The sequence below is a fragment of the Actinomadura sp. NEAU-AAG7 genome (assembly GCF_018603865.1).
GTDB lineage: Bacteria > Actinomycetota > Actinomycetes > Streptosporangiales > Streptosporangiaceae > Spirillospora > Spirillospora litoris.
The window spans coordinates 525,937-550,610 of sequence record NZ_JAHFZY010000001.1; the positions used below are offsets into that span (position 1 = coordinate 525,937).

The 24,674-nt window shown below is 72.8% G+C and carries 28 protein-coding genes; 13 read left to right on the plus strand and 15 right to left on the minus strand.

The features are described from left to right. On the plus strand, nucleotides 1-726 hold the full coding sequence (locus KLI87_RS02400; protein ID WP_214615659.1) for a DUF4097 family beta strand repeat-containing protein: 726 nt from the start codon (nucleotides 1-3) through the stop codon (nucleotides 724-726). 65 nt (nucleotides 727-791) lie between these two features. Continuing rightward, a complete protein-coding gene (locus KLI87_RS02405) occupies nucleotides 792-1,655 on the plus strand; it encodes a helix-turn-helix domain-containing protein (RefSeq protein WP_156217146.1) in 864 nt (287 codons plus the stop codon). Here KLI87_RS02405 and KLI87_RS02410 read toward each other — a convergent pair. Further along, the gene (locus tag KLI87_RS02410; protein WP_250903460.1) at nucleotides 1,642-2,010 is read right to left on the minus strand and encodes a YrdB family protein; all 369 of its coding nucleotides are present in this window, start codon (nucleotides 2,008-2,010) and stop codon (nucleotides 1,642-1,644) included. The genes KLI87_RS02405 and KLI87_RS02410 overlap by 14 nt on opposite strands. A 125-nt stretch (nucleotides 2,011-2,135) precedes the next feature. Here KLI87_RS02410 and KLI87_RS02415 point away from each other — a divergent pair, with 125 nt between their 5' ends. Further along, complete coding sequence (locus tag KLI87_RS02415) at nucleotides 2,136-3,308, plus strand: class I SAM-dependent methyltransferase (protein WP_214615660.1); 1,173 nt, start codon at nucleotides 2,136-2,138, stop codon at nucleotides 3,306-3,308. Between the two features lies 1 nt (nucleotide 3,309). On the opposite strand, the gene KLI87_RS02420 is transcribed toward KLI87_RS02415, so the two are convergent. Beyond that, on the minus strand, nucleotides 3,310-4,158 hold the full coding sequence (locus KLI87_RS02420) for a helix-turn-helix transcriptional regulator (protein ID WP_156217144.1): 849 nt from the start codon (nucleotides 4,156-4,158) through the stop codon (nucleotides 3,310-3,312). A gap of 114 nt (nucleotides 4,159-4,272) precedes the next feature. Here KLI87_RS02420 and KLI87_RS02425 point away from each other — a divergent pair, with 114 nt between their 5' ends. After that, nucleotides 4,273-5,049, plus strand: a complete 777-nt coding sequence (locus KLI87_RS02425; protein ID WP_156217143.1) for an alpha/beta fold hydrolase — start codon at nucleotides 4,273-4,275, stop codon at nucleotides 5,047-5,049. 136 nt (nucleotides 5,050-5,185) lie between these two features. Continuing rightward, entirely contained in the window at nucleotides 5,186-5,977 is a 792-nt protein-coding gene (locus KLI87_RS02430) for an SDR family NAD(P)-dependent oxidoreductase (protein WP_156217142.1), read from the plus strand. 210 nt (nucleotides 5,978-6,187) lie between these two features. On the opposite strand, the gene KLI87_RS02435 is transcribed toward KLI87_RS02430, so the two are convergent. After that, on the minus strand, nucleotides 6,188-6,661 hold the full coding sequence (locus KLI87_RS02435; protein ID WP_214615661.1) for a MarR family winged helix-turn-helix transcriptional regulator: 474 nt from the start codon (nucleotides 6,659-6,661) through the stop codon (nucleotides 6,188-6,190). Between the two features lie 56 nt (nucleotides 6,662-6,717). On the opposite strand from KLI87_RS02435, the gene KLI87_RS02440 reads away from it, so the two are divergent. After that, a complete protein-coding gene (locus tag KLI87_RS02440; protein WP_214615662.1) occupies nucleotides 6,718-7,629 on the plus strand; it encodes an LLM class flavin-dependent oxidoreductase in 912 nt (303 codons plus the stop codon). Here the strand turns inward: KLI87_RS02440 and KLI87_RS02445 are convergent. Both KLI87_RS02445 and KLI87_RS02450 read right to left on the minus strand, forming a co-directional pair. Beyond that, nucleotides 7,607-8,428 (minus strand): class I SAM-dependent methyltransferase, encoded by an 822-nt coding sequence (locus tag KLI87_RS02445; RefSeq protein WP_156217140.1) that lies wholly within the window; start codon nucleotides 8,426-8,428, stop codon nucleotides 7,607-7,609. The two genes, KLI87_RS02440 and KLI87_RS02445, sit on opposite strands and share 23 nt — an antisense overlap. Before the next feature lie 131 nt (nucleotides 8,429-8,559). Then, on the minus strand, nucleotides 8,560-9,138 hold the full coding sequence (locus KLI87_RS02450; protein ID WP_214615663.1) for a TetR/AcrR family transcriptional regulator: 579 nt from the start codon (nucleotides 9,136-9,138) through the stop codon (nucleotides 8,560-8,562). 70 nt (nucleotides 9,139-9,208) lie between these two features. Between KLI87_RS02450 and KLI87_RS02455 the strand changes: the two genes are divergently transcribed. Continuing rightward, nucleotides 9,209-10,045 carry a patatin-like phospholipase family protein gene (locus KLI87_RS02455; RefSeq protein WP_214615664.1) on the plus strand — a complete coding sequence of 279 codons (837 nt, stop codon included), beginning with the start codon at nucleotides 9,209-9,211 and terminating at the stop codon, nucleotides 10,043-10,045. Between the two features lie 324 nt (nucleotides 10,046-10,369). Then, nucleotides 10,370-11,533 (plus strand): glycosyltransferase, encoded by a 1,164-nt coding sequence (locus KLI87_RS02460; RefSeq protein WP_308165817.1) that lies wholly within the window; start codon nucleotides 10,370-10,372, stop codon nucleotides 11,531-11,533. 71 nt (nucleotides 11,534-11,604) lie between these two features. Here KLI87_RS02460 and KLI87_RS02465 read toward each other — a convergent pair whose 3' ends face one another. Together KLI87_RS02465 and KLI87_RS02470 are read right to left on the minus strand one after the other, a co-directional pair. Beyond that, nucleotides 11,605-12,402 (minus strand): alpha/beta fold hydrolase, encoded by a 798-nt coding sequence (locus KLI87_RS02465; RefSeq protein ID WP_214615666.1) that lies wholly within the window; start codon nucleotides 12,400-12,402, stop codon nucleotides 11,605-11,607. Between the two features lie 50 nt (nucleotides 12,403-12,452). Continuing rightward, nucleotides 12,453-13,694 carry an MFS transporter gene (locus KLI87_RS02470; protein WP_214615667.1) on the minus strand — a complete coding sequence of 414 codons (1,242 nt, stop codon included), beginning with the start codon at nucleotides 13,692-13,694 and terminating at the stop codon, nucleotides 12,453-12,455. A gap of 99 nt (nucleotides 13,695-13,793) precedes the next feature. Between KLI87_RS02470 and KLI87_RS02475 the strand changes: the two genes are divergently transcribed. Beyond that, nucleotides 13,794-14,366, plus strand: a complete 573-nt coding sequence (locus tag KLI87_RS02475; RefSeq protein ID WP_156217135.1) for a TetR-like C-terminal domain-containing protein — start codon at nucleotides 13,794-13,796, stop codon at nucleotides 14,364-14,366. Between the two features lie 15 nt (nucleotides 14,367-14,381). On the opposite strand, the gene KLI87_RS02480 is transcribed toward KLI87_RS02475, so the two are convergent. After that, entirely contained in the window at nucleotides 14,382-15,161 is a 780-nt protein-coding gene (locus KLI87_RS02480; protein ID WP_214615668.1) for an NAD(P)-binding domain-containing protein, read from the minus strand. Between the two features lie 32 nt (nucleotides 15,162-15,193). Next, a complete protein-coding gene (locus KLI87_RS02485) occupies nucleotides 15,194-15,667 on the minus strand; it encodes a hypothetical protein (RefSeq protein WP_214615669.1) in 474 nt (157 codons plus the stop codon). 80 nt (nucleotides 15,668-15,747) lie between these two features. Here KLI87_RS02485 and KLI87_RS02490 point away from each other — a divergent pair, with 80 nt between their 5' ends. Further along, the gene (locus KLI87_RS02490) at nucleotides 15,748-16,461 is read left to right on the plus strand and encodes a TetR/AcrR family transcriptional regulator (protein ID WP_214615670.1); all 714 of its coding nucleotides are present in this window, start codon (nucleotides 15,748-15,750) and stop codon (nucleotides 16,459-16,461) included. A gap of 213 nt (nucleotides 16,462-16,674) precedes the next feature. Here the strand turns inward: KLI87_RS02490 and dnaB are convergent, their stop codons facing one another. Further along, nucleotides 16,675-19,095 carry a replicative DNA helicase gene (dnaB, locus tag KLI87_RS02495; protein ID WP_308165818.1) on the minus strand — a complete coding sequence of 807 codons (2,421 nt, stop codon included), beginning with the start codon at nucleotides 19,093-19,095 and terminating at the stop codon, nucleotides 16,675-16,677. A gap of 341 nt (nucleotides 19,096-19,436) precedes the next feature. Here dnaB and KLI87_RS02500 point away from each other — a divergent pair, with 341 nt between their 5' ends. Continuing rightward, nucleotides 19,437-20,765, plus strand: a complete 1,329-nt coding sequence (locus tag KLI87_RS02500; RefSeq protein WP_214615671.1) for an MATE family efflux transporter — start codon at nucleotides 19,437-19,439, stop codon at nucleotides 20,763-20,765. A gap of 87 nt (nucleotides 20,766-20,852) precedes the next feature. On the opposite strand, the gene KLI87_RS02505 is transcribed toward KLI87_RS02500, so the two are convergent. Next, nucleotides 20,853-21,269 (minus strand): multidrug efflux SMR transporter, encoded by a 417-nt coding sequence (locus KLI87_RS02505; RefSeq protein ID WP_156217132.1) that lies wholly within the window; start codon nucleotides 21,267-21,269, stop codon nucleotides 20,853-20,855. Nucleotides 21,270-21,325: 56 nt separating this feature from the next. Further along, the gene (locus tag KLI87_RS02510) at nucleotides 21,326-21,646 is read right to left on the minus strand and encodes a multidrug efflux SMR transporter (protein ID WP_214615672.1); all 321 of its coding nucleotides are present in this window, start codon (nucleotides 21,644-21,646) and stop codon (nucleotides 21,326-21,328) included. Between the two features lie 139 nt (nucleotides 21,647-21,785). On the opposite strand from KLI87_RS02510, the gene KLI87_RS02515 reads away from it, so the two are divergent. Beyond that, entirely contained in the window at nucleotides 21,786-22,229 is a 444-nt protein-coding gene (locus tag KLI87_RS02515) for a MarR family winged helix-turn-helix transcriptional regulator (protein WP_156217130.1), read from the plus strand. On the opposite strand, the gene KLI87_RS02520 is transcribed toward KLI87_RS02515, so the two are convergent. Continuing rightward, entirely contained in the window at nucleotides 22,226-22,756 is a 531-nt protein-coding gene (locus KLI87_RS02520; protein WP_156217129.1) for a GNAT family N-acetyltransferase, read from the minus strand. The genes KLI87_RS02515 and KLI87_RS02520 overlap by 4 nt on opposite strands. A gap of 133 nt (nucleotides 22,757-22,889) precedes the next feature. Here KLI87_RS02520 and KLI87_RS02525 point away from each other — a divergent pair, with 133 nt between their 5' ends. After that, nucleotides 22,890-23,078, plus strand: a complete 189-nt coding sequence (locus tag KLI87_RS02525; protein ID WP_052357975.1) for a hypothetical protein — start codon at nucleotides 22,890-22,892, stop codon at nucleotides 23,076-23,078. A 13-nt stretch (nucleotides 23,079-23,091) separates the two neighbouring features. Here the strand turns inward: KLI87_RS02525 and KLI87_RS02530 are convergent, their stop codons facing one another. Beyond that, on the minus strand, nucleotides 23,092-23,973 hold the full coding sequence (locus KLI87_RS02530) for a peptidoglycan recognition family protein (protein ID WP_250903462.1): 882 nt from the start codon (nucleotides 23,971-23,973) through the stop codon (nucleotides 23,092-23,094). Nucleotides 23,974-24,211: 238 nt separating this feature from the next. Further along, nucleotides 24,212-24,658, minus strand: coding sequence for a 50S ribosomal protein L9 (gene rplI / locus KLI87_RS02535; protein ID WP_156217128.1), 447 nt, complete (start codon nucleotides 24,656-24,658; stop codon nucleotides 24,212-24,214). Between the last annotated feature and the right edge of the window lie 16 nt (nucleotides 24,659-24,674).

The following is a 24,674-nucleotide window of genomic DNA, read 5'->3' on the forward strand; positions in this document are numbered from 1 at the left end:
GTGCGCCGCCAGCTCTACGCCATCGCCGCCGTCGCGGTCGCCGCGACCACGCTGAGCGCCTGCGGCGCGGCCGACATGGCCTTCGCCTCGACCTACGAGGACGACGCCGCTCCGAAGGGCGGATTCACCGCCGTCCGGCTGGACAACGGCGCCGGGAGCGTGACGCTGCGCGGCGGCGCCGCCCGAACGTCGCTGCACCGCAAGCTCAAGTACCGCGGGGAGCGTCCCGAGGGGGAGACGCACCGCGTCGAGAACGGCGTCCTGGTCCTGAACGGCTGCGGCTCGGGCTGCTCGGCCAGCTACACCGTCGACCTTCCCGCCGGGCTCGCGGTGTCCGGCGGGACGTCGAGCGGCCGGATCACCCTGACGCGGGTGGGGAAGGTCGACGTGCACACCAGCTCTGGATCGATCCACATGGACGGCGTGAACGGCCCGATCAACGTCCGGACCTCCAACGGCCGGATCGAGGGCAGCGGCCTGCGGGGCGACCGGATCGAGGCGCGCACGTCGAACGGCTCCATCCGGCTGACGCCCGTCACGCAGCAGGACATCCGCGCCAGGACGTCCAACGGGTCGATCACCCTCACGGTCCCGGCCGGGCGCTACCAGGTCACCACGCACACCAGCAACGGCGACCGGAAGATCGGCGTCACGAACGACCCGTCCGCGCCGCACCGGCTCGACCTCACCACCAGCAACGGCGACATCACCGCGAGGCCCGCCTGATCGCCGAAGGTTTCACGGGAAACCTCCGCACCGCCCGGCACGCCGCGCCGGATAGCCTCACACGCATGGCGAGGAACGGTGAGCTCGGGGAGTTCCTCAGGTCGCGGCGCGCGCGCCTGCAACCTGAGGACGTGGGTGTCCGCTCCTACGGGAGCCGCCGCCGCGTCCCCGGGCTGCGCCGCGAGGAGCTCGCGCAGCTCGCCGGGGTCAGCGTCGCCTACTACATCCGCCTTGAGCAGGGCACCGCCGACAACGTCTCCACCGAGGTGCTGGACGCGATCTCGCGGGCGCTGCGCCTGGACGCCGACGAGCACGTCCACCTGCACCGCCTCGCGCACCCGCCGCGCCGCGCGCACACCCCGCGACCGCCCCGGCTGCGGGCCCCGCTCCAGCACCTGCTCGACGCCATCGACCACGCGCCCGCCTACATCGTCGGCCACTACACCAACGTCGTGGCCTGGAACCGCCTCACCGCCGCCGTGTTCGTCGACCTCGCGGAGGTCCCGCCGGACGAGCGGACCTGGTCGCACCAGATCCACCTCAACGCCGACTACCGGGCCCGGCTGGCCGACAACTGGCTGACCGTGGCGCGCCGCAACGTCGCCTACCTGCGGTTCCGGTCCGGCCAGGATCCGGACGACCCGCGCCTGCGGTCGCTGATCGACGGCCTGCTGGAGCGGAGCCCGGAGTTCGCTCGGCTGTGGTCCGCGCACCACGTCACCGACCTCACGCACGGCGAGGCACGGCTCCGGCACCCGGACGTGGGGCCGCTCGTTCTCCCGTTCGAGACCCTGCACCTGCCCGGCGACCCCGACCTGAGCCGCCTGATGCTCTACGCGGCCGAACCGGGCTCGCCGTCGGAGCGGGCGCTGCGGAAGCTGGCCGAGACCTCCGAACACCGGTCGAGCGCCGACCTCACCGGTCCGTGACCTGGAGGGTCCGCCGGTCGAGGGTGGCGAGGGCGGTGTTCACCAGGGCGATGACGGCGAAGGCGGGCCCAAGCGCATGCCGTCCCACACCGTAGAGGGCCAACGCACCGGCGCCGAACACCACCGCCTTCACTAGCAGGACGAACGGCAACGGCACCCTGAACCGGGCCTTGGGCGCGGCGAACAGGCCCCACAGCACGATCGCCAGCGCGGGCGCCCCGAGCCCGAGGAAGGCGTGGACGAGCGCGCCGTCGCCCGCCGTGAACCCCCACCAGGCGAGCGCGCCGATCGCCACGACCTCCAGCACGAACGCCGCACCCTCGTTGATCACGTGCATCGGCCCTGGTAGTCGCATCGGGCAATCCTCCCACCGGGGTGAACAAGCGACCACACGCTCCCCCGGCGCGGCCGCCGGGCACGCCCCGTCCCCGGGCGCCGTACGATCGGCGGGGATCTCACGGAACGGTCGACGAGCGGCGAATGGACGACGTGAACGAAGGACCGACCCGCACGGAAGAGGCCGTCATCGGCTGGCGCGACGCGGACGGCGCGGAGCGCCGCGTGCGGTGGCGCTCGGAGAGCGGCGCGCCGCCGCCGCGCCGCGTCGTCGTCGCTGATGACGAGACCCGTGCGGCCGACGCGTACCGGCTGGCCTGCGAGGGGACGGCGCTGCTGTGGCGCGGCGACTTCCAGAACGCGCGCCAGCTCCTGTCGGCGCTGGCCCGCCGGATCGACCGCCCGCCCCGGCGCCAGAGGCGGAAGGGCGCGGAACCGTCCCAGGTCCAGGCGTTCCACCTCTACCGCCAGGCCCGCGCCCAGCGCGCGCGGACGCTGGGCATGCTCCTCATCCCCTTCGATCCGGGACATGTCGTTCCGCTCAGGCGCGCACCCGATGTCGTCCAGGCGTGCACGGAGGCGTACGGGCCGTGCGACGAGCCCTACGTGACGTCCCTACGCGAACTCCTGGGGCTGATCGGCGCGCATGAGTGGCGGCGGAAGGGCGTGCCGATACCCGCACTGGACGGAGACAGGATCCACCCGCATTACGGGGTGTTCTCCCCGGTCAGGGGCGAGTACGTGGATCTGGTCGCCCGAGCGCCGCTCCCCGGAACAGCCCTCGCCTTCGACATCGGCACGGGCACCGGCGTGCTGGCCGCCGTTCTCGGACGCCGAGGCATACGGAAGGTCATCGCCACGGACCAGGACCCGCGCGCGCTTGCCTGCGCCCAAGAGAACCTCGACCGCTTGGACGTATCCGACCGTGTGGAGGCCGTCCAAGCCGACCTGTTCCCCGACGGACGTGCGGGGCTGATCGTCTGCAATCCGCCGTGGGTTCCCGCGAAACCGACGTCGCCGCTGGAACACGCCGTGTACGACCCCGACAGCCGCATGCTGCGCGGGTTCCTCCGGGGCCTCGCCGACCACCTGGAGCCGGGCGGGGAGGGCTGGCTGATCCTCTCCGACCTGGCCGAACACCTCGGCCTCCGCACCCGGGACGAGTTGCTCGGCATGATCGGGACCTCCGGCCTGGAGGTCGCCGGACGCCTCGACGCCGCGCCCGCCCACCCCCGCGCCGCCGATCCCGACGACCCCCTCCACGCCGCCCGCTCCGCCGAGGTCACCTCCCTCTGGCGCCTCAGGGGCCGCGCCTGATTCAGATATGGCTGCGGTGGACGGTCTCGGGGCCGACCACGCGCAGCAGTTCCAGCGCCTCGATGCTCGGGCTGCCGGGCGGCGGGGTGAACACGAACAGCCGCTGGTCCTCGGCGGGGGTGAGCAGCGCCTCCGTGTCGAACTCGATCATCCCGATCTCGGGGTGCAGCACCCGCATCCGGCTGGTCCGGTGGACGGCGACCTCGTGCCGCTCCCACAGCCGCGTGAACTCCTCGCTGGCGTCCCGCAACCGCTTGACCAGGGCGGACGCGGCCGCGTCGGACCCTCGGCGCGCCACGGCGGCGCGCAGGTCGGCGACGTGCATGCGGCTGTAGTGCTCGTGATCGCCCTCCGGATACGCCTCCCGGACGAACGGGTCGGTGAACCAGCGCCACACGATGTTGCGGTCGGGCTCCTCGACCGTGCACACGCAGCCGAAGAGGAACTCCGCCATCGCGTTCCGCGCCAGCACGTCCCCGAGGTCACCGATGATCTGCGCGGGCGTCTCCTGGAGGCGGTCCAGCAGGTACAGCAGGCCGGGCCGGACGTGGTCGCCCGCGAATGGCCCGGCGGGCGGGCGGTGCCCCGCGAGGACGTACAGGTGGTCGCGCTCGTCCTCGGTCAGCCGCAGCGCGCGGGCCAGCGCGCCGAGCATCTGGGTCGAGGGCTGCGGGCTCCGGGCCTGCTCAAGCCGCATGTAGTAGTCGGCCGACATGCCCGCGAGCTGCGAGACCTCCTCGCGGCGCAGCCCCGGCGTCCGGCGTCGCGGCCCGGCGGCGAGCCCCACCTCCTGCGGACGCAGCCGCTCCCGGGAACGGCGGAGGAAGTCGGCGAGTTCACGGCGGTCCATGTTCCTATGATCGGCGCCCGCCGGGCCGTCCGAAAACCCCTCAGCCTGGGACCGGCTGTCCTAGCCACAGCGGTCCGCTCCTCAACTCCGCCTCGCGCTGGTGAGGTCGGGGGCATGACGACACTCACCGTTGGAAACGCCCGTATCACCTACCGGACCGAAGGGTCGGGGCCCGCGCTCGTCCTCGTGCACGGCGCCGGTCCCGGCTCGAACATGTGGGACACCCTGATCGAGCGGTTCACCGACCGCTACACCGTGATCCTGCCCGACCTGGCCGGCAGCGACCCCGCCGAGGACGACGGCGCGCCGCTGACCATCGAGGCGCTCGCCGCCCAGGTCATCGCCGTCATCGAGGACTCCGGCGCCGCGCCGGTCGACCTCGTCGGCTTCTCGCTGGGCGCCTCGACCGTCGCGGCCGCCGCCGCGCTCCGTCCCGACCTGGTGCGGCGGCTGGTGCCCGTCGCGGGCCTGACCCACGCCGGCGACGAGTACCTCCAGCTGATGATGAGCACCTGGCGTCTGCTGGGGGACGACCCCAAGGCGTTCGGACGGTACGCGACGCTTCTCTCCTTCAGCGCCCGGTTCCTCAACGAGATCGGCCATGACGCGGTCGAGCAGGCCACCGCGTACATGCGGCCGACCGACGGCGTACTCCGCCAGGTGGATCTCCTCCTACGGCTGGACATCCGGGACCTCCTTCCCAGGATCGAAGCCCCCACCCTGGTGGTGGGCTGCACGCGGGACGCGACGATTCCCGTCGAGAACCACCGCGCGCTGTGCTCCGCCATCACCGGAAGCGAATACGCGGAATTCGACACCGGCCACATAGCGCTGGCGGAGCGTTCGGACGATTTCGTCAAGCTCCTCAGGGACTTCCTGGCCCGCCCCTAGCCGCCCAACCTAGGTTCGCGGCTCGACCTACGGTTGGCGCTGATCCTGGGACCGCCGCCCAACCTGGGGGTTATCGCCAATACCACGATCCGCAGAACCTGGTTAGCGCGCATGCGCGCCGAGCACGATGGGGGGCATGCGGCCCATCAAGGAGCAGACCATCCTCATCACCGGCGCGACGGACGGCCTCGGACGCGCCCTCGCCGCCGAACTGGCGGCCGAGGGCGCCACCGTCCTCGTCCACGGCCGGGACGACCAGCGCGGCAAGGCCACCCTGGAGGAGATCGGCGGGCGCGCCTCCTGGTACCGCGCCGACCTGTCGTCCCTCGCCGAGGTGCGGGCGCTGGCCGATGCCGTCCGCGCCGACCACCCGCGCCTGGACGTCCTGGTCAACAACGCGGGCATCGGCTTCGCCGACGCCGACGGGCGCCAGGAGAGCGCGGACGGCCACGAGCTGCGCTTCGCGGTCAACTACCTGGCGGGCTACCTGCTCACCCGCCTGCTGCTGCCGACCCTGCTCGCCTCGGCGCCCGCGCGGATCGTCAACGTCAGCAGCCTCGGCCAGCAGCCGATCGACTTCGCCGACGTGATGATCACGCGCGGGTACAGCGGCACCCGCGCCTACCGGCAGAGCAAGCTCGCGCAGATCATGTGCACGATCGACCTCGCCGCCGAACTCGCCGGGACGGGCGTCACCGCGAACGCCCTCCACCCGGCCACCTTCATGCCCACCAAGATGGTGCCCGCGCCGATCAGCACCCTGGAGGAGGGCGTCCGCGCGACCCACCGCCTCGTCACCGACCCGGCCCTCGACGAGGTCTCGGGCCGCTTCTTCAACGGCCTGGACGCCGCGCGCGCGAACGACCAGTCCTACGACACCGCCGCCCGCGCCCGCCTGCGCGAACTCTCCGAACGGCTCACCGCCTGACCCGCCTCCCTGAGATCGGCCGCCGTCGGCGCGGCCGCACACCCCACATTTGAAGTTCGCTCTACGAACCAATATGGTTCGTAGAGCGAATGACCATGTGGAGGACGAGTGCGCACGCGGATGCCCGGAGCCGGAGCACGAGGCTCCGCACACCCGGAGCCGTCCTCGCGCCCAAGGCGCGAGGCGGGCGGCGAGCCGGTGGCGGACGGGTCAGGGCGTGGGGGACGTGTCTTCGTTCTTCTCCATGAAGACGACCGGGACCTCGTTGTCCCGCACCACCCTGCCGAGCAGGTCGGCGAGCGCCTCGCGCTCGTCCGCACCGAGGCCGTCGGCCAGAGTTTCGATGCGCCGGCAGGTCTCGGCGTAGAAGTCGGCCACGAGCGCCGAACCCTTCGGGGTGAGCGCGACGCGGGCGGCCCGGCGGTCCCGCGGGTCGGGTTCCCTGCGCACCAGGCCGTTTCGGGCGGTCCGGTCGACCAGGCCGGTGAGGCTCGACTTCGCCAACCCGAGCATCGCGCCCAACTCGCTCATCCCGTACGGCTGCGACATCAGCACGCAGAGCAACTGGCCCTGCTGCTGTGTAAGCCCGTACTCCCGCGCCGACGCGGCGTACACCGCGTCCACCAGGAATGAGGAGCGCACCAGCGCGGTGACGACTCCCATCCGATCCGCTCCGGCCTTCATGCGACACAGAGTACGGCACCCATAATTCGGTACGCGAACTACCTGAGGACGATGTCATGTTCGGAATCGGAATCGACAACTCCATCGCCGCCGTTCCCGAGACCCTGCGGCTCGCGGCCCAGGCCGACCGGCAGGGGCTCGACCTTTTCAGCGTCTCCGACCACCCCTATGTCGCGGCCCGGCTGGACGCCTACGCGGTCACCGGCGTGATCCTCGGCCGCACCACGCGCATCTCCGGGATGGCGAACGTCACGAACCTGCCGAGCCGGCCCGCGCCGATGCTCGCGCGCATGGTCACGTCGCTGTCCGCCCTGTCGGACGGACGGGTCGTCCTCGGCATGGGCGCGGGCGGCTCCTGGGACGACATCGTGCGGCTCGGCGTCCCGCGCCTGTCGCCGCCGGCGGCGGTCCGCGCCTTCGAAGAGGCGATCACCCTCATCAGAAGGCTCGGCTCGGGCTCCGGGCCGGTGACCTTCGACGGCGAGTTCTACCAGGTCACGGACCTGGAAGCGGCTCCCGTCGCGGTCCCGCCGATCTGGACCGGCTCGGTCGGCGCCAGGTCGCTGGCCGCCACCGGCAGGGTCGCCGACGGCTGGCTGCCCGGCCATGCCGCCGACTGGCTGAGCGAGCGGTACCGGGCGTCCCGTCCGGTCATCGACGAGGCCGCGGCCGCCGCCGGGCGCGCCCCCGCCGACATCGCCACGATCTACAACCTGCCGGGCCGCATCACCGGGACCCCGCTCAGGGCCACCCGCGACGGCGACGGGCGCTGGATCGGCGGTTCGCCCGGCCAGTGGATCGAGGAGCTGACCGGCGCCGTCCTGGAGCACGGCGCGGGCGGCTTCATCCTCTTCCCCACCGGCGGCGACCCCGTGGACGTCACGCTGGGGCGCTGGGCCGAGGAGATCGCCCCGGCGGTCCGGGAGGCCACCGCCGGGCAGGGCGTCAGGCCGGGCGGGACGCGGTGACCGCCACCGTGACGTAGGGGACCGTGAAGCCGCCGCCCAGGCGGTCGATGGCGGCCCCCACGCTTTCCAGGACCTCCGCCAGCTTGTCCGGGGGGAGGTGGGTGAGCGAGCCGTGCGTGGGGATCTGGTCCAGCCACTCGTCCCGGGTGTAGCGCTTCTCCCATTCGTAGCGCCAGTGCTCGGGCTCGCCGAACGCGTCCGCGGCGCGGATGCCGTCGGAGGTCCGGGCGAACATCCCCTCGTAGAGATTGAGCGGCTGCTTCGCCGACGGGACCGGGATCGGAGAGTCGGGCGCGACCCGCCGGTAGACCTCGGCGAACGCGTCGAACACCTCGTCCGGCATCTGGAAGACGTGCCAGAACACCGCGAGCAGCCCGCCCGGCCGCAGCACCCGCGCCGCCTTCGCCGCGCCCGCCACCGGTTCCACCCAGTGCCAGGACTGGCCGGCGACGACGGCGTCGAACCGCCGTCCGGCGTCCTCCCATGCCTCGAACGTCGCGACCTCGACCTCGAACCCGGCGCGCCGCGCGAACCCGGCCATCCGCGCGTCGGGCTCGACGCCGAGCACCGAGCAGCCCGCCGCCCGCAGCTGCCGGGCCTCGATGCCGGTGCCGCAGCCGACGTCGACGACGTCGGGCCCGGGGCTGGCGGCGACGATCCGCTCCACCAGCGCGTCGGGGTAGCGGGGGCGGGTCCGGTCGTAGCGCTCGGCGTCCACGCCGAACGACTCCGCCACGTTCCGGTGCCGATGGGGTTCCGGCGCGCTGGAGGGCGGCTGTTCCGAAGATTGAGTGGGCATGCGCCCACACTAGTGGTCGCATGCCCACTCGTCCACGGCGGGTCGCTCCGAGGCCGGTTCGCCAGCGCGAAAGGTGGATCAAGCGACGGAGGGCCAGCCCTGGTGCCAGGCCGTCCCCACGGCGTCGGTGATCAGCCCGGCGTCCCCGGCTTGAGCAGGTCGGCGAAGCGGTCCAGCGCGTGATCGACGCGGGCCCGGTCGTCGGTGGTCGTCAGATCGAACAGCAGGCCCCGGATGACGGCCATGATCAGCGTGGGCGTGACGGGGTCGTCGGGGCCGGCGGCGACGTCCCGGAACGCCGCGCCGAAGGCGTTGAACCAGTCCGTGAGCGCCTCGTCCGGGTGGGGGTGGCCCTCGGGGCGGACGAGGCCGTCGGCGTGCACCTCGAAGAACAGCCGGACGTACGGCGCGCGGTCGTCGGCGCTGATCCACGCCCAGACCCGCCGCAGCCGGTCGTGCACGGAGCCGGAGCAGACCTCGGCCGGCATGTGCTCGGCCATCCGCGCCGCGCCCCGCCGCCGGGCCTCGCCGAGGATCGCGGCGACCAGTTCCTGCTTGCTGCCGAAGTCGTAGAGCAGCATCCGCGGGCTGGTGTCCAGGGCCGCGGCCAGCGGCCGCAGGCTCAGCCCGGCCAGCCCGTGGACCAGCACGTAGTCGGTCGCCAACGCCAGCGTGCGTTCGCGCCGGGCGGGGTCCGGGGGTCTCCCCACGACCGCTCTCCTCCTCGGGACCTCGGAGCCGGGACGGCGTTCACCTATATATGCTACAAGTGTTTCAATAATGAGTACGCACACGCATGACCGAGCTCTCGTCCTGGGCCCCGGCGGTGTCGTCGGCACGGCCTGGATGGTCGGACTGGCCCACGGCCTGCGCCGGGTGGGCGTGGACCTGGCCGAGGCCGACCTGATCGTCGGCACGTCCGCCGGGGCGATCGTCGGAGCGCTGCTCGCCACCGATCAGGATCTGGCGCGGCTCGCGACCGCGGCCGACCCGGCGGCGCGCGACGCCGCCCCCGATCCCGGACGGTTGGACGCGGTGTTCGCCCTCCTCGGCGACCGCGCCCTGGACCCCGCCGAGGCCCGCCGGCGCGTCGGCCGCCTCGGCCTCGACGGCGCCGAGCCCGGAGCCGACGAGGCGCTGGTCAGGAGCCGCGCCGCCCTGATCGGCGCGGACACCTGGCCCGAGCGGCGGCTGTTGATCACCGCCGTGGACGCGACCAGCGGCGAACCCGTGGTGTGGGACCGCGACAGCGGCGTGCCGCTGGCCCGCGCGGTGGCGGCGAGCAGCGCGTTCCCCGGGCTCGCGCCGCTGGTCGCCATCGGCGGCCGCCGCTACATGGACGGTGCGCTGCGGTCGGGCACCAACACCGATCTCGCGGCCGGAGCCCGCATGCTGGTCGTGATCGAACCGATGGTGTTCCTCGGCGAGCGGAAGGACATCGAGCCGGCCGACGACGTGGTGGCCGTCGGCCCCGACCCGGCGGCGTTGCGCGCCTTCGGCCCCGACGTGAGCGACGCGGCGGCCTGGGAGCCGTCCTACCGGGCGGGTCTCCGCCAGGCGGGCGAGGTCGCCGGGCGCCTCCGCCCCGCTTGGGAGAGGGAAACCGGCACGGCCTGACCCCAGGCGCGGTGTCCCGCGCCGACCCGCGCGAGGTCGCCCGGCCGGGTGAAGCCGCGTGAAGCCGGGTGAAGCCGCCCGCGAATATCCGGAAGGAAGAACTCTCCGCCGCGCGGAGCGCCGCTTCAGCGGCAGCCCGGCAAAGACAAAGGCAGGGAGTCGGCACTCCCTGCCACTACTAATTTATAACACGACCGGGGGCTTGCGGCAAGACCCCGGTCATCCCTCAAGATGGGCGGCCGAAAGGTCAGCACCAGCGAAATGGGGGGGCACGCAGTGCGTGTTTTGTTGTCGACGTGGGGATCGCGCGGGGACGTCGAACCGGTGGCCGGTCTCGCCGCGCGGCTACGCGAACTCGGCGCGGAGACCCGGGTCTGCGCGCCGCCGGACGAGGACTTCAAGGCGCTCATGGACCGCGCGGGCGTGCCGCTGATCCCGCTCGGCCCGTCCGTGCGCTCGGTGGTCGCGCGCCCGAAGCCGCCCTCGGAGAAGGCCGCGTTCAGCCTCGCTCCCGAACTGGTGGCGGCGCGGTTCGAGACGCTCAGCACGGCCGCCGAGGGATGCGACGTGCTGCTGGCGACCGGGCTGATGCCCGCCGGAGCGCGGGACGTGGCCGAGAAAATGGGCCTCCATTATGTGTTGGCCTGCTTTCACACGCTCGGACTGCCGTCGCGGCATTTCCCGCCGGGAAAGCGGCCGGGCGCGCCGTCCCCGGAAGGCGAGACCGACAATCGGGTCCTCTGGAAGCACGACGCGGAACGGGTGAACGCCTTGTACGGCGAGGCGCTCAACAGCCACCGGGCGAAAATCGGCCTGCCGCCGGTGGACAACGTCCGCGACTACGTCCTGACCGAACGGCCCTGGCTGGCGGCGGACGCGACGCTGTGTCCGGCGGCGGGCAGGACGGACCTCGACGTGGTGCAGACCGGCGCGTGGATCCTGCCCGACGACCGTCCCCTCCCGGCCGATCTGGAGGCGTTCCTTGACGCGGGCGAGCCCCCCGTCTACGTGGGGTTCGGCAGCATGGCCGCCTACGCCCCGAAGGGCATCGCCCGGGTGGCCATCGAGGCGAGCCGCGCGCACGGGCGCCGCGTCGTGCTCGCGCGCGGCTGGGCCGACCTGGCCCCGGTCGACGACCTCGCCGACTGCTTCGCCGTCGGCGAGGTCAACCAGCAGGCGCTGTTCCCCCGGGTCGCCGCCGTCGTGCACCACGGCGGCGCGGGCACCACCGGAACCGCCGCCCGCGCCGGCGCGCCCCAGGTCGTGGTGCCGCAGATCGCCGACCAGCCCTCCTGGGCCGCCCGCGTCGCCGAGCTCGGCATAGGCGCGGCGCACGAGGGCCGGGAGCCGACCGTCGAGTCCCTGTCGGCCGCGCTCGCCCTGGCCCTGGCCCCCGAGACCCGGGAACGGGCGGGGTCGGTGGCCGCCGCCAGCCGCACCGACGGGACGACCATGGCCGCGAACCTGCTGCACGACATGGTCAGCTAGCGACCGCGGCGTCCTCGTCCTCGGCGGCCCCGCCGAGGACGAGGACCCCGGCCCCGGAGCCGCCCCTCTCGTCAGCCCCTCACACCGGCCAGGAGCCTCGCCGTCTCCTTCGGGGACTCCACCGGAAAGTGGTGGCTGCCCAAGTCGACGAGCACGATGTCGAGGCGGTCGCCGTAGCGGTCGATCGCCTCGCGCGCCACCAGGTCGCGTATCGCGAACACCGTGATCGGCTGCCTCGCCCCGTCGAGCGCCGCGTCCATGTCCCAGCGGACCAGGCCCTCGATGGCGCGCAGGCCCCCGGGCTGCCGTACCGCGACCATCTTCTCGAAGTACGCGTCCTTCAAGGCCGGATCGGTGCCCTCCGGTGAACCGCCCTCCACGAGTCCCCGCACCGCTCCGGCGAAGTCGTCGCGGAAGAGGCGTTCCAACGCCGCGGCCTCTCCCTCGCTCAGCGCCGGGAACAGGGACAGGTAATGCAGCGCGTCCAGCGCGACGATGTGCGTGATCGTGTCGGGGAGCAGCCGTCCGACCTCGACGGCGACCGCGCCGCCGAGCGAGTGCCCCGCCACGACCGCCGACCCCACCGCCTCGGCCTCCAGCACCGCCGCCACGTCGCGGGCGAATTCCGCCATGGTGAAAACGTCCCGCGCGGACCGCGAGTCGCCGTGTTCCGCGAGGTCGACCGCGAGGACGCGGTGATCCCCCGGCAGGTGGTCGGTCACCGCGTCGAAGTCGCCGCGCGAGCATCCCCAGCCGTGGACGAGGACCAGGGCCGGACCCCCGGCCGGACCGCTGGCCGAGTAGCGAATCGTCGTATGGTCCGCCCGCCGAACCTCTAGGTCCGTCCGGGTCCTGCTGACCGTGGTCACGATGTTCTTCTCCTTGTCAGGCCGATTCGGTGTGCCGCGGAACCGGCGTCTCAGCAGCGCTGGGCCAGGACGGCGCGGCGCTTCGTCCGCACCCGGTTCAGATGCAGGACGAGGGCGGAAAGGGAGATCACGGCGATCGTCAGCGCGTAGATGTCGGTGGCGGTCCGCAGCCCCAGCGCGGTGACGGCGATCCCTCCGAGCACGGCGGGCACGCTGTTCCCCAGGTAGTTGATGACGTTCGCCAGGGCGAAGACCGCGCTGCGCTCGTCCGGCCGGGCGACCCGGGCGAAGGTGCCGAACGACGCCAGCATCGCCGCGCCGACGCCGAGACCGGCGACGACGGTGCCCGCGGCGCAGAGCCAGGCGAGATCCTCCGTGACCCCGGCGAGCGAGCCCAGCATCCCGAGCGCGAGCAGCACGGACGAGGGACCGAGCAGCGAGGACGCGGAACGGGACCGGAGCACGAGGACCGTGAGCGCTCCGGTGCCTCCCAGGAGCGTCACGACGACACCGCCGATCAGATGGCTGCGCAGCCCCAGCGGTCCGGCGGCGACGGACGGGCCGAGCGAGAGGTACATCCCGGCCAGGGCCCAGCTCGCGATCATCACGGGCACCACCGGGACGATCTCGGCGCGCAGGTGCGCGGGCATCGCGACCCGCGGCCGCAGCGAGGCGACGGCTCCCGGCAGGCGCGCCGAGGTCTCCGGCATGACCAGGGCGAACACGGCCGCGAGCGCCGTCGCGCCGAGCAGCACCCCGTAGACCAGCCGGGTCGGGGCGGGGCCGAACTCCACCAGCGCGCCGCTGCCGAGGGCGCCGAGGGCGAGCCCGGTCAGGGGCGCGACCGAGGTGACGGCGCCCGCCCGTCCGCGCGACGGTTCGAGATCGACGAGCGCGGCGCTCAGCGTGGTCGTCGCCGCGCCGGTCGCGAGGCCCTGGAGCACCCGCGCGGCGGCCAGGACGAACACGTTCCCGGCGACCAGGAACAGGACGAGCGCGACCGCCTGCACCGCGATCGCGCCGGCGAGCACCGGGCGGCGGCCGAGATGGTCCGACAGCGCTCCGACCGTGAGCAGCGAGCCCAGAACGCCGAGCACGTAGAGGGCGAAGACGACCGTCAGCACCCACGCCGTGAAGTGCCATCGCTGCTGGTAGATCACGTAGAGCGGGGTCGGGGCACCGGAGGCGGCCACGAACAGGACGAGGACGGCGGCCGCGGAGGTGAAGGCGCCCCTCCACGGCACGCGCGGCCCGTCGGCGGGCGGCTTGATCAGGGGGGATACGGCAGGCATGCAAGCCTCGCAGTGATCGTTGCGTTAGTGGTCCCGAAGGTAACACAAACGCATCGATCACTGCATCTATAAAGCAATGATCAGTGCAATAATGGTGACATGCCCGCCTCGACCTCGTCTTCGCCCCACACCGGCAGCCGGCCGGGCGGCCGCTCCGCCCGGGTGCGCGCGGACGTCCACCGGGCCGTCAGGGAACTGCTCGCGGACGAGGCCGGCGAACCGCCGACGATCCCGGTCGTGGCCGCCCGCGCGGGCGTGCACCCCACCACGGTCTACCGGCGCTGGGGCTCGGTCGGCGAGCTGCTCGCCGACGTCACCGGCAGCCGCTTCTCCGGCGGCTTCGTGGTTCCGGACACCGGGGACCTCCGCGGCGACCTGGAACGCTACGCGTTCAACCTCGCCAAGGACCTCGGCGACCCCGACAGCCTCGCGCTGATCCGCGCCACCATCGGCGTCGCCGGAGCGCAGGGCGCCGCCGCGTGCCTGGGGGAGCGCCGGCAGCAGCTCGACGCCATCCTCGAACGGGAGGAGGCCCGGGGCGGGCGGCCCCCGACCCTCGACCACACGACGGACGCCATCATCGCCCCCGTCTACTTCCGCGCCGTCTTCACCCACCTGCCGCTGTCCCCCGACTGGACCCGCACCCTCGTCGCACGCCTCCTGGCGGACTGACGAGGGCGCCGGGCCTCACTCGGCGGCGGGGCCCTCAAGGTGCAGGAGGAGGTCGTCGAGGGCCTGGGTGAGGGCCTCGGCGTTGGCGGCGGTGAACCACGTGGTGCGGACGCGTTCGTTGTTGCCGTTCGGCGTCTCGTGGTCGGCCGCGATCCGGCTCAGCGAGCGGGACCGGTCGTCCAGGGCGCGGCCGACGCCCTGGAAGAGCCCGCGCACGTAGCCGTCGGCGTCGGCGGGCGCGATGCCGTGCCCGGCGACCCACGACGTGAGCGTGGCGAGGTAGGAGTAGTGGGCGGTCAGCGTGCCGGTGACCGCGGAGAGGACGTTGAAGGCCGTCTCGTCCGCGACCGGGAGCGCCCCGCCCAGGTCCTCGAAGAGGCCGTCCACCACCGGATGGGACGGGTAGGTCACCGTGACGGCGCGGCGCTCGCGGATGGCGGGCAGCGGGATGGCCCGGACGAGCGGGGCCCCGGTGTCCAGCGTCCGGCGCAGGTCGCCGTTGCCGACGCCGGACATCACGTTGATCACGATCTTGTCGGCGGCCACCCGCAGGCCGCCGAGCGCCTCGTGCCGGTCCTGGCCCCGAACGGCGATGATCACGATGTCGGAGCGGTCCACCACCGCCTGGTTGTCGGGGCAGACCAGCACGCTCCCGTAGCGTTCGGACAGCTCCGCGGCCGTCCGGGCTCCCCGAGGAGACAGGAACACCTCGGGGGCGTCACCGCCCCCGGCACGCAGGCCGTCCACGATGGCCCGGCCGATCTCCCCCACGCCGATGATCCCGATGCGCCTCACTGCACCCTCTCTCTGGCCCTGGTCGGTGACCGTCACCTGCGAAAACGCCCGGCACCAGCGTGCGGGGCCGGCGGTCGCCTCCACAGCAGCACGACCGCCGCCAGCCCTGCCAGGCAGGGGGCCGTCCCAAGCCACCCCAGCAGCGGTGGCAGGCCGGTGTCGCCCGATGTGTCCTTGATGAGCAGCCCGGACGCTCCGACCCCCGCGCCGAGCGCGAGCATCGCGGTCGCCGCGGACCGCGCCCACCGCTTGCCCGCCTCGACGGCCCAGGCCGTCCAGAGCCAGGCGATGACGCCGAGCGCCCCGACGACCGACAGCAGGGTCAGATAGACGGTGACGGCCGCGTCCACCCGCGAACGGCTGTAGGCGGGATAGCCATCACGGATGTGGTCGGCCAGCAGGTGGGTGCCCGCATACGGAACGACCGCCGCGACGACGGTGAGTCCCAGCCCCGCGCACATCGCCGCGAGAACCCATCGCTTCGCCGCACCGGCGGACTCGACCATGCCTCCCCCAAACCTACGCCGTAGATTGTCGAGCCACGGTAGATTCTACGCTGTAGATTTGGCAAGGCGGGAGGACGGATGTGACCAGGCGCACCCGCGGCACCTCGGCCGGGCTCGACCGCGCCCGCATCGCGGCCGCCGCCGTCGCGCTCGTCGATCGCGACGGCCTGGACCGCTTCGGCGTCCGGCGGCTCGCCGACGACCTCGGCGTCGACCCGATGTCGATCTACCACCACATCAAGGGCAAGGCCGCGCTGCTCGACGCGATCTCCGAGGCCGTGATCGCCGAGCTGGACACCGGCGCCCGGCGGACCGCGCGGACCTGGGAACAGCTCGCCCGCCGGACGGCGCACGACTACCGGCGGATGGCCTACCGGCACCCCCGGGTGTTCCCGCTGCTGGCCACCCGTCCGCAGACCTCGCCGGCGGCCCTGGCCGCCCTGGAGCGCCTGGCCGCCGCGATGCGCCGGGCCGGCCTGCCCGACCAGGTGGTCGCGGACGCGCCGATGGCGCTGTTCGGCTTCCTCAACGGCCACCTGCTCGCGGTCCTCGACGGCAGCCCCGACGGCCCGGCGCTCGACCCCGCCGACCACCCGACCCTGTCCGACCTCACCCCCCTGCAAGCGGACTTCGGCTCCGAGGCCCAGTTCGACCGTCTACTCGACACGGTGCTGGCCGGAATCCGGACCGAGGCCGCCCGGCACCGGACCGCCGAGCCGGATCCCACATCGGACACGGCCCGACAAGGCGGGCAAGCCGCGACGGAAGACGGCGACGCCACCCGCCGCGCTTGATCATGTGCTTGCCTACGGGGACGGCTTCCGGTGTGCTTTGACCAGCGGGTCTCCTGCCTACTGGCTTCCGATTCCCTTGCGGCAGGAGGCCCGCCATAGCCGGACGAGCCGGTGGGGAAGCCAAGGCGCCCCCGAGCGCATAGGCGCACGGCGGCGGACACGGCCGCCTGAGCCGACCGCCGCGCCCTACGCGAGCCGGACCGGGGGTTCGGGTTACTGGGCCATGTCGACGAAGCGGCTGTAGTGGCCCTGGAAGGCGACCGTCACGGTCGCGGTGGGGCCGTTGCGGTGCTTGGCCACGATCAGGTCGGCCTCCCCCGCGCGCGGCGACTCCTTCTCGTAGGCGTCCTCGCGGTGCAGCAGGATCACCATGTCGGCGTCCTGCTCGATCGAGCCCGACTCGCGCAGGTCCGACACCATGGGCTTCTTGTCGGTCCGCTGCTCGGGACCACGGTTGAGCTGCGACAACGCGATGACCGGGACGCCCAGCTCCTTCGCGAGGAGCTTGAGCGAACGGGAGAACTCCGACACCTCGACCTGCCGGCTCTCCACCCGTTTCCCCGAGCTCATGAGCTGGAGGTAGTCGATGATGACCAGGCGCAGGTCGTGCTGCTGCTTCAGCCGGCGGCACTTGGCGCGGATCTCCATCATCGACATGTTGGGCGAGTCGTCGATGAACAGCGGCGCCTCGGCGACCTCGCTCATCCGGCGGGCGAGGCGCGTCCAGTCCTCGTCCTGCATGGTGCCGGAGCGCATCGCGTGCAGCGCCACCCGCGCCTCGGCCGACAGCAGCCGCATCGTGATCTCGTTGCGGCCCATCTCCAGGCTGAAGAACGCCGAGGTCAGGCCGTGCTTGATGGAGGCCGCGCGGGCGAAGTCGAGCGCGAGCGTCGAGTTGTGCGTGGGGACGCACGAGCGGCCCGCCAGGTACATGTGGTCGTCGTTGTCGACCTGGACGCACCGGACCGGCACGCTCTCCACCGGCCGGACGTCCACGATGTGGCGGACACGGGCGCCCGGCGAGGCGTCCACCGCGCCGCCCGCCATGCGCCGGAGCACCCGGCCCGTGGGCGTGAAGGCGATCCGGTGGGTCGCCTCGGACGGGACGGCGGGTCTCAGGGTCGCCCGATGGCCCAGGGTCAGGACGAGTTCGCGGGCTCCCTCGGCCAGCCTCCTGCCGACCAGCGGCAGTTCCACCTCGCCGAGGGGCGAGAGGTGGCCGACGGTGTCGAGCATGCCCGCCAGCAGGGCCCGCCGTTGGGACTCGGAGGCCCGCAGGTAGACGGCGGGGACGTGCTTGTCACGGCCCAGGTGCAGCGCTTCGAGCCCGGCGGTGTGCGCGCGGGTGAGGTCTTCGTCCTCGCCGCCCCCGGCGAGCCAGGCGCCGAGGACGTACGGGGGGACCGGCAGGTCGGCGTCGGGCAGCTCGAACGGCGCGGCGACCTCCACCGCGTGGCGCGGGCCGCCGTCGGCGCGGCGCAGCGTCGCCGCCAGCTCCTCCGTCGTCATCGTCGCGCTCGTGCGGGTGCTCCCGGAGAAGGACGCGTAGGGCATCGGCGGGTCGCACGGGTCGAGCGCCGTCCGCGTCGCGCCACCGGACGGGGCGGCGTTCGCGGTGCGGCACCTGAGCAGCAGATCCGTTCCGCCGACGCCCGCGTGGGTCGCCCGTGCCTTATCCGCCCGGGGGGCGGTGAGGGGAGGAGTCCGCGACCACGCCGGGGCCCCCGCGGCTGGGCGGAGCCGGTCATGGGCTCTCGTGCGCCACTGGTGCCGGGCGTCGGCGGTGATCACTTCGCCGTCGGAGAACTCGACCTCGTAGCAGGGGCGGCCGTGCATCACCCCGGTCGCGGCGACGACGCGGGTGGGGCGGCCGTCGGCGCCGAGCAGCAGGTCGCCGACGGCGATCTCGCCCATCGTCGTCCAGCCGGTCGGGGTCGGCAGCGGGGTGCGCAGGTCGAGGGCCTTGCCCATCGCGGGACGGGCGGCGACCACGATCATCTGACCCGGGTGGAGGCCGTTGGTGAGGGCGTCGAGGTCGGCGAAGCCGGTGGGGCAGCCGACCATCTGGCCGCCCCGGCTGCCGATCGCCTCGATCTCGTCCAGGGCGCCGGGCATGATCTCGCTCAGCGGGACGTAGTCCTCGCCGGAGCGCTTCTCGGCGATCGCGAAGACCTCGGCCTGGGCCCGGTCGAGCACCTCGTCGGCGTCGGCCCCGTCGGCCGCGTAGCCCATCTGGACGATGCGGGTGCCGGTCTCGACGAGCTTGCGCAGCACCGACCGCTCGTGGACGATCTTCGCGTAGTACCCGGCGTTGGCGGCCGTGGGCACCAGGGAGATCAGCGTGTGCAGGTAGGGGGCGCCGCCGATGCGCGCGATCTCGCCGTTCTTGGTCAGCTCGCCCGCGACCGTCACGGCGTCGGCGGGGTCGCCGCGGCCGTACAGGTCGAGGATGGTGTCGTAGACGATCTGGTGCGCGGGCCGGTAGAAGTCGCCGCTGCGCAGAACCTCGACGACCTCGGCGATGGCGTCCTGCGAGAGCAGCATGCCCCCGAGCACGCCCTGCTCGGCCGTGATGTCGTGCGGGGGCGTGCGTTCGAACTCGTGCTCGTGCGGTCCGAGCTCGGACACGCTCACGGTCGCACCCCCTTCATCTCGGCCACCCGGCGTCCCCGTCCGCCCCAGCGCCGGCCGTCCATCCCACGTTTACCTGAGGCGTCCGACATTCTCGCCAGCCCGCGCCGTCCCGAGCAAAGCGAGCTGTGGACAAGCCTGTGGAGGCCCTGTGCAGACACGCCGATCCGGTTGTGCACGACCTGTGGACAACTCTGGGGAAAACGCGTGGACGAACCGCGCTGACCCCCTGTGATCTGCGAAGACTTCATCCACCGGCTGTGCGGAAAAGAAAGTCGGCCGCTTCTCTCGATGTAATGGGTGAAATTTCTTAGAAAGTTACAGACTGGTAGTCTGTGGGCGACATGATCGGCTCACCCCTGCGGCGGGTCACCGCCCACGACCGCGAGATCCTGCGGCTGGCCGTCCCGGCGTTCGGGGCACTCGTCGCCGAGCCGCTGTTCCTGCTGTCGGACTCCGCCATCGTCGGGCACCTCGGAACCGCCCAGCTCGGCGGCCTCGGCGTGGCCGGGCAGGCGCTGAGCACGCTGGTCTACCTGTGCGTCTTCCTCGCCTACGGGACGACGGCGGGGGTGGCGCGGCAGGTCGGCGCCGGGGACCTGCGGGCGGCGGTCAAGCAGGGCGTCGACGGCATGTGGCTGGCGCTCGCGATCGGCGCCGCGCTGATCCTCGCCGGGTTGCCGCTGGTCCCGTGGATCGTGGACGCGTTCGGAGCGTCCGCGTCCGTGGCGCCCTATGCCGAGACCTACCTGCGGGTGAGCCTCTTCGGGATCCCGTCCATGCTGATCGTGCTGGCCGGAACCGGGGTGCTCCGCGGCCTCCAGGACACCCGGACCCCCCTGTACGTCGCGATCGGCGGCTTCTCGCTCAACCTGCTGCTCAACATCGTCTTCGTACTCGTCCTGGACTGGGGCATCGCGGGATCGGCCTGGGGCACCGTCATCGCCCAGACCGCGAGCGCCGCCTTGTACGTGGCGGTGGTGCTGCGCGCCGCCCGGCGCCACGGAACGTCGGTGCGCCCCGACCCGGCCGGGCTGCGGACGTCCGCCACCGCCGGGTTCGGCCTGCTCGTCCGGACGGCGGCGCTGCGGGTCGTCCTCATCGTCGGGACGTCGGTCGCCGCGCGCATGGGGGACGCCGAGATCGCCGCCTACCAGGTCGGCTTCCAGGTGTGGAGCCTGCTCGCGTTCGCCCTCGACTCCATCGCGATCGCGGGCCAGGCGATCACCGGACGCTACCTCGGCGCCGCCGACGTCGCCGGCACCCGCGCGGTGACCCGGCGGATGGTCGGCTGGGGCGTGGTCTGCGGCGTCGTGCTCGGGCTCGGGATCCTCGCGGTCCGCCCGTGGCTGCCCGGCCTGTTCACCTCCGACGGCGACGTCCGGCACCTGCTGCTCGTCTCGCTGATCGTCGTCGCGGTCCTGCAACCGGTCGCGGGCGTGGTCTTCGTCCTGGACGGAATCCTGATCGGCGCGGGGGACGGGGGCTACCTCGCGGCCACCACGCTCGTCGCGACGGTCGTCTTCCTCCCCGCGGCCCTGCTCCTGTACTGGGCGGACGCGGGGCTCGTCGGCCTCTGGCTCGCGATCGGCCTGTGGATGGCGGCCCGCATGCTCACCCTCGGCCTCCGCGCCCGCGGCGACCGCTGGCTGGTCACCGGCGCCGTCCGCTGAACGGCCCGGCCCGCCGGCCGGCAGGGCGGACCGCCGGGGCGGCCCGTCGTCCCGGACCCGGGCCGCCCCGGCGTCGTGGATGTGCCGTCACAGGCCGGCGCCCTGCACGGCCCGCGCCCTGTTCGCGCCTTCCTGGACGTCCCGCGCGGTCTCGGTCCTGTCGGCGAGCTTGAGCCAGACGACGCCGGCGATGATGACGCCGAGCCACAGGGACCGGACGAGCGTGAGGCTCTCGTCGAAGAAGACGGGCCCCAGCACCGCCGCCCCGACCGCCCCGATGCCCGCCCAGACGGCGTAGCCGATGCCGACGTCGATGGTGCGCAGCGCGACGCTCAGCGCCCACAGCGTCAGGAGGAAGAACACGATGGCGACGAGCGACCAGGTCAGGACGGTGAAGCCCTGGCTCCCGCCGACCGCGAGCGCATAGGCGATCTCGAACCCTCCGGCCAGGAGGAGGACGGGCCAGGCGTTGGTGCCGGTTTCAGAGCGGCTGAAGGAGAACATGGTCAGGGGTCCTTTTCGGTGAGGATGGTGCGGGCGGACGGTCGGGAACGGCGGGATCAGGCGGCGCCGCTGAGCTGGAGGCCGACGACCCCCACGATGACGATCACGATGCCCAGCGCCTTGCGCCAGGTGAGGCGCTGGCCGAACAGCAGGGCCCCGAGCAGCGTGATGCCGACGCCCGCGACCGAGGTCCACAGGGCGTATCCGACGCCGACGTCGAAGGTCAGCAGGGCCCGGCTGAGGGAGTAGGTGGCGAGCGCGCCGCTGAGGAGGGTCGCGGCGGTCCATTTGCGGCTGGTGAAGCCCTCGGCCTTCCCCGCCGCGAGCGCGACGGCGATCTCGAAGACGACGGCGATGGCCAGGTAGAGCCAGTGCATGGGGACTCCTTGGGGCTATGTGCTTGTACATGCAAGTTAAATCCGCCCAGAAGCACCCGATAGGGCGACCGCGGGGACGAGAAGAGTTTGCATGTACATGTATCCTGTTGTCAACCCGCTCTCCCAGGAGGACAGCCGCATGGCCACTTCCACCCGCGCGCTCCCGCGCACCTCCGACCACGCCGCCTGGAGCCGCGTCCTCGCGCTCCACGCGTACGTGGAGCGCGAGTTGGGCGCGGCGCTCCAGCGGCGGCACGCGATCGGCCTGTCGGAGTTCCGCTCCCTGGAGCACCTGCACGGCTCCGAGAACAGCGAGCTGCGCATGCAGGACCTGGCCGAGAAGGTCGGCCTGAACCAGTCGTCGGTGACCCGGCTGGTAGGCCGCCTGGAGACGGCGGGGTTCGCCTACAAGGACCTGTGCCCCTCCGACAGGCGGGGCGTCTACGCCGTCATCACCGACGAGGGCCGCCGGCGCTACGAGGCCGCGCGCGCCACCTACGCGGAGGTCCTCTCGTCCGCGCTCAACACCCTCGCCGCCGACCCCGAGCTAGGGCCCACGGTCCATTCCCTGCGGACCCCTTAGGCGGGGGCCGATTCCTCGTGGACCCAGGTCAGGAGGTTGTGCTGCCGCCCCTTGTCCTCGACCATCACGGGCAGGGCGTCGGTCAGCGTGTAGCCGGCGGCGCGGGCGACGGCGGCGCTGGCGGCGTTCGACTGCTCGATCTCCAGGTACACCCGGGGCAGCCCGTCGGCCTCGTGGGCGTGGTCGGTCAGCAGCCGGAGCGCGCGGACCGCCAGCCCCCGCCCGCGATGCGCCGCCCCGATCGCGTACCCGATCGTGCCCGTGACCCGGTTCAGCATGACCTCGCCCTTCGGCTCACCGCCGTCGGTCGTGATCGCGAGGTGCAGCCGCTCGCCGCGCGCCTGGTTGTCGCGGACGCGGGCGAGGTACCGCGCGGCGGCGGCGCGGTCGAACGGCGAGGCGAGCGGGGTCCAGCGGGCGACCTCGCTGTCGTCGAACAGCTCCACCAGCGTGTCGAGGTCGTCATCGCGCCACTCGCGCAGGACGAGCCCGTCCCCGCTGAGCGAGACGGAGTTCGGCGATGCCATGCCCTAGATCACATCATGCGGAGGTCACGGGCGCGGAAACCATGACCGCAAAACCTCGCCCCTCCGGCGGAACCGCGGACCGGAATCCGCGAACCGCACCCGCACCGGGCGCCACACTCGCTACTATTCGAACATGTGTTCCACGCACGGCGAGCGGATGGCCCGGCTGACGCAGGCGATCGACGACCTGGCGGCCGAGGGCCTGGCCGGGCTGCCCCCCGAGACCCTGGTGGAACGGGTCGCGGGCATCTGGTCGCTCGTCGAGGGCATCGACCCCGAGATCGCCCGCCGCCGCACCCGCTACACCACGCCCGAGACGTGACCGGCGGCCGTCGTCAGTTGAAGTCGTCGAAGGACGGGAAGCCGGGGAAGTCGGGCATCTGGCCCGGTCCCTGGTCGTCGGGGAACGGCTCGGGGCGCGGCTTGGGCCGCGGCTTCGGACGGGGCTTGCCCTGCGAACTCTTCGGCGCCCCGTCCAGGCGGGCCCCCACCGACCTGCGCAACTCCGGCAGGCGCGCGTAGAGGACGTCACCCGGGCACGCGGTCTTGTTGTAGTCGCGGTGCCCGACGATGGCGTCGGACGGCGTCAGGTCGTACTCGCGGCACAGCCACACGCACACCTCCACCAGCGACGCCCACAGCCGGTCGGGGACCTCCTTCGTCATGTAGGAGCCCTCGTTCTCGATCCCGATCGTGTGCTCGTTGTGGTGCAGCACCTGCGCCCCGACCGCCAGGACGCCCGCCCGGACGGACTTCAGCGACCGGTTCCGCCCCTCCATGACGATGCCGCCGCGGCTGATCGTGAGCTGCTGGCCCGCGTCGTCCCAGCCGCGTTTGTCCATGTGGAAGTCCTGGATGAACCGGGACAGGCCGTAGGCGTGGGCGAGCGACCCGTCGTCGGAGTTCGCGGTGTCGGTGTGGTGGACGATGATCCGGTCCGGCGCGCGGTTCAGGACGGTCGCGGGACGCCTCGGGGCCCTGGCGTTCCAGTCGGCACGGGGGTGGACGTTCGGCGCGTCCGCCATGAACCGGCCCGGGTCGTCCAGGTCGCCCGCGTCACCGGGATCGGGGAGGGGGGAGGCCAGGGCCACGTGGTCGGCCGAGGATCCGAGGGCCAGCACGCCCGCCCCCACCACACCGCCGAGGACCGAACGGCGCGTCACCGGCGAGCCGTCGCCTTCCCGGCCGGTCACGCCGCCCGACGATTGCTCGATCAACACCGTCCCCCTTCGCCCCGCGATGATCCCTTACGGAACGTAGCGATCACTCGACCGAACGGCCAAGCTCAGGGCGATTCAGGGACTTTCACCCCGAACTCGGACCGGCTCCGATGACGCGGCGCGAGCGCGGGCCGGGCGGTCCGCACCACCCGGAAGCCGAACCGCCGGGGGCGAAGCGAAACGGCCCCCGCGCCTCCCTGCCGGGGGACGTGGGGGCCGTCGCGTCGAACGGGTGTCAGGCCTCGACGACGTTGACGTCGATCGTGGCGTTGACGTCGGTGTGCAGGCGCACACTGACCCGGTGGGTGCCGACGGTCTTGATCGGGTTGCCGATCTCGATGCGGCGGCGGTCCAGGTCGGGGCCGTCGGCGGCCTTGACCGCCTCGGCGATGTCGGCGGCGGTCACCGCGCCGAACAGGCGGCCGTTGCTGCCGGTCCGGGTGCGCAGCGTCACGCGCAGCGCCTGGAGCCGGCCGGCGACCTCCTTGGCGTGCTCGACGGTCGCGATCTCGCGGGCCGAACGCGCCTTCTTGATCGAGTCGATCTCCTTCTCGGCGCCCCGGGTCCACTTGATGGCGAACCCGCGGGGGACGAGGTAGTTGCGGCCGTAGCCGTCGCGGACCTCGATGACGTCACCGGGCTCGCCGAGGCCGGAGACCTGCTGGGTCAGGATGAGCTTCATGATCGTGTCCCCCTGA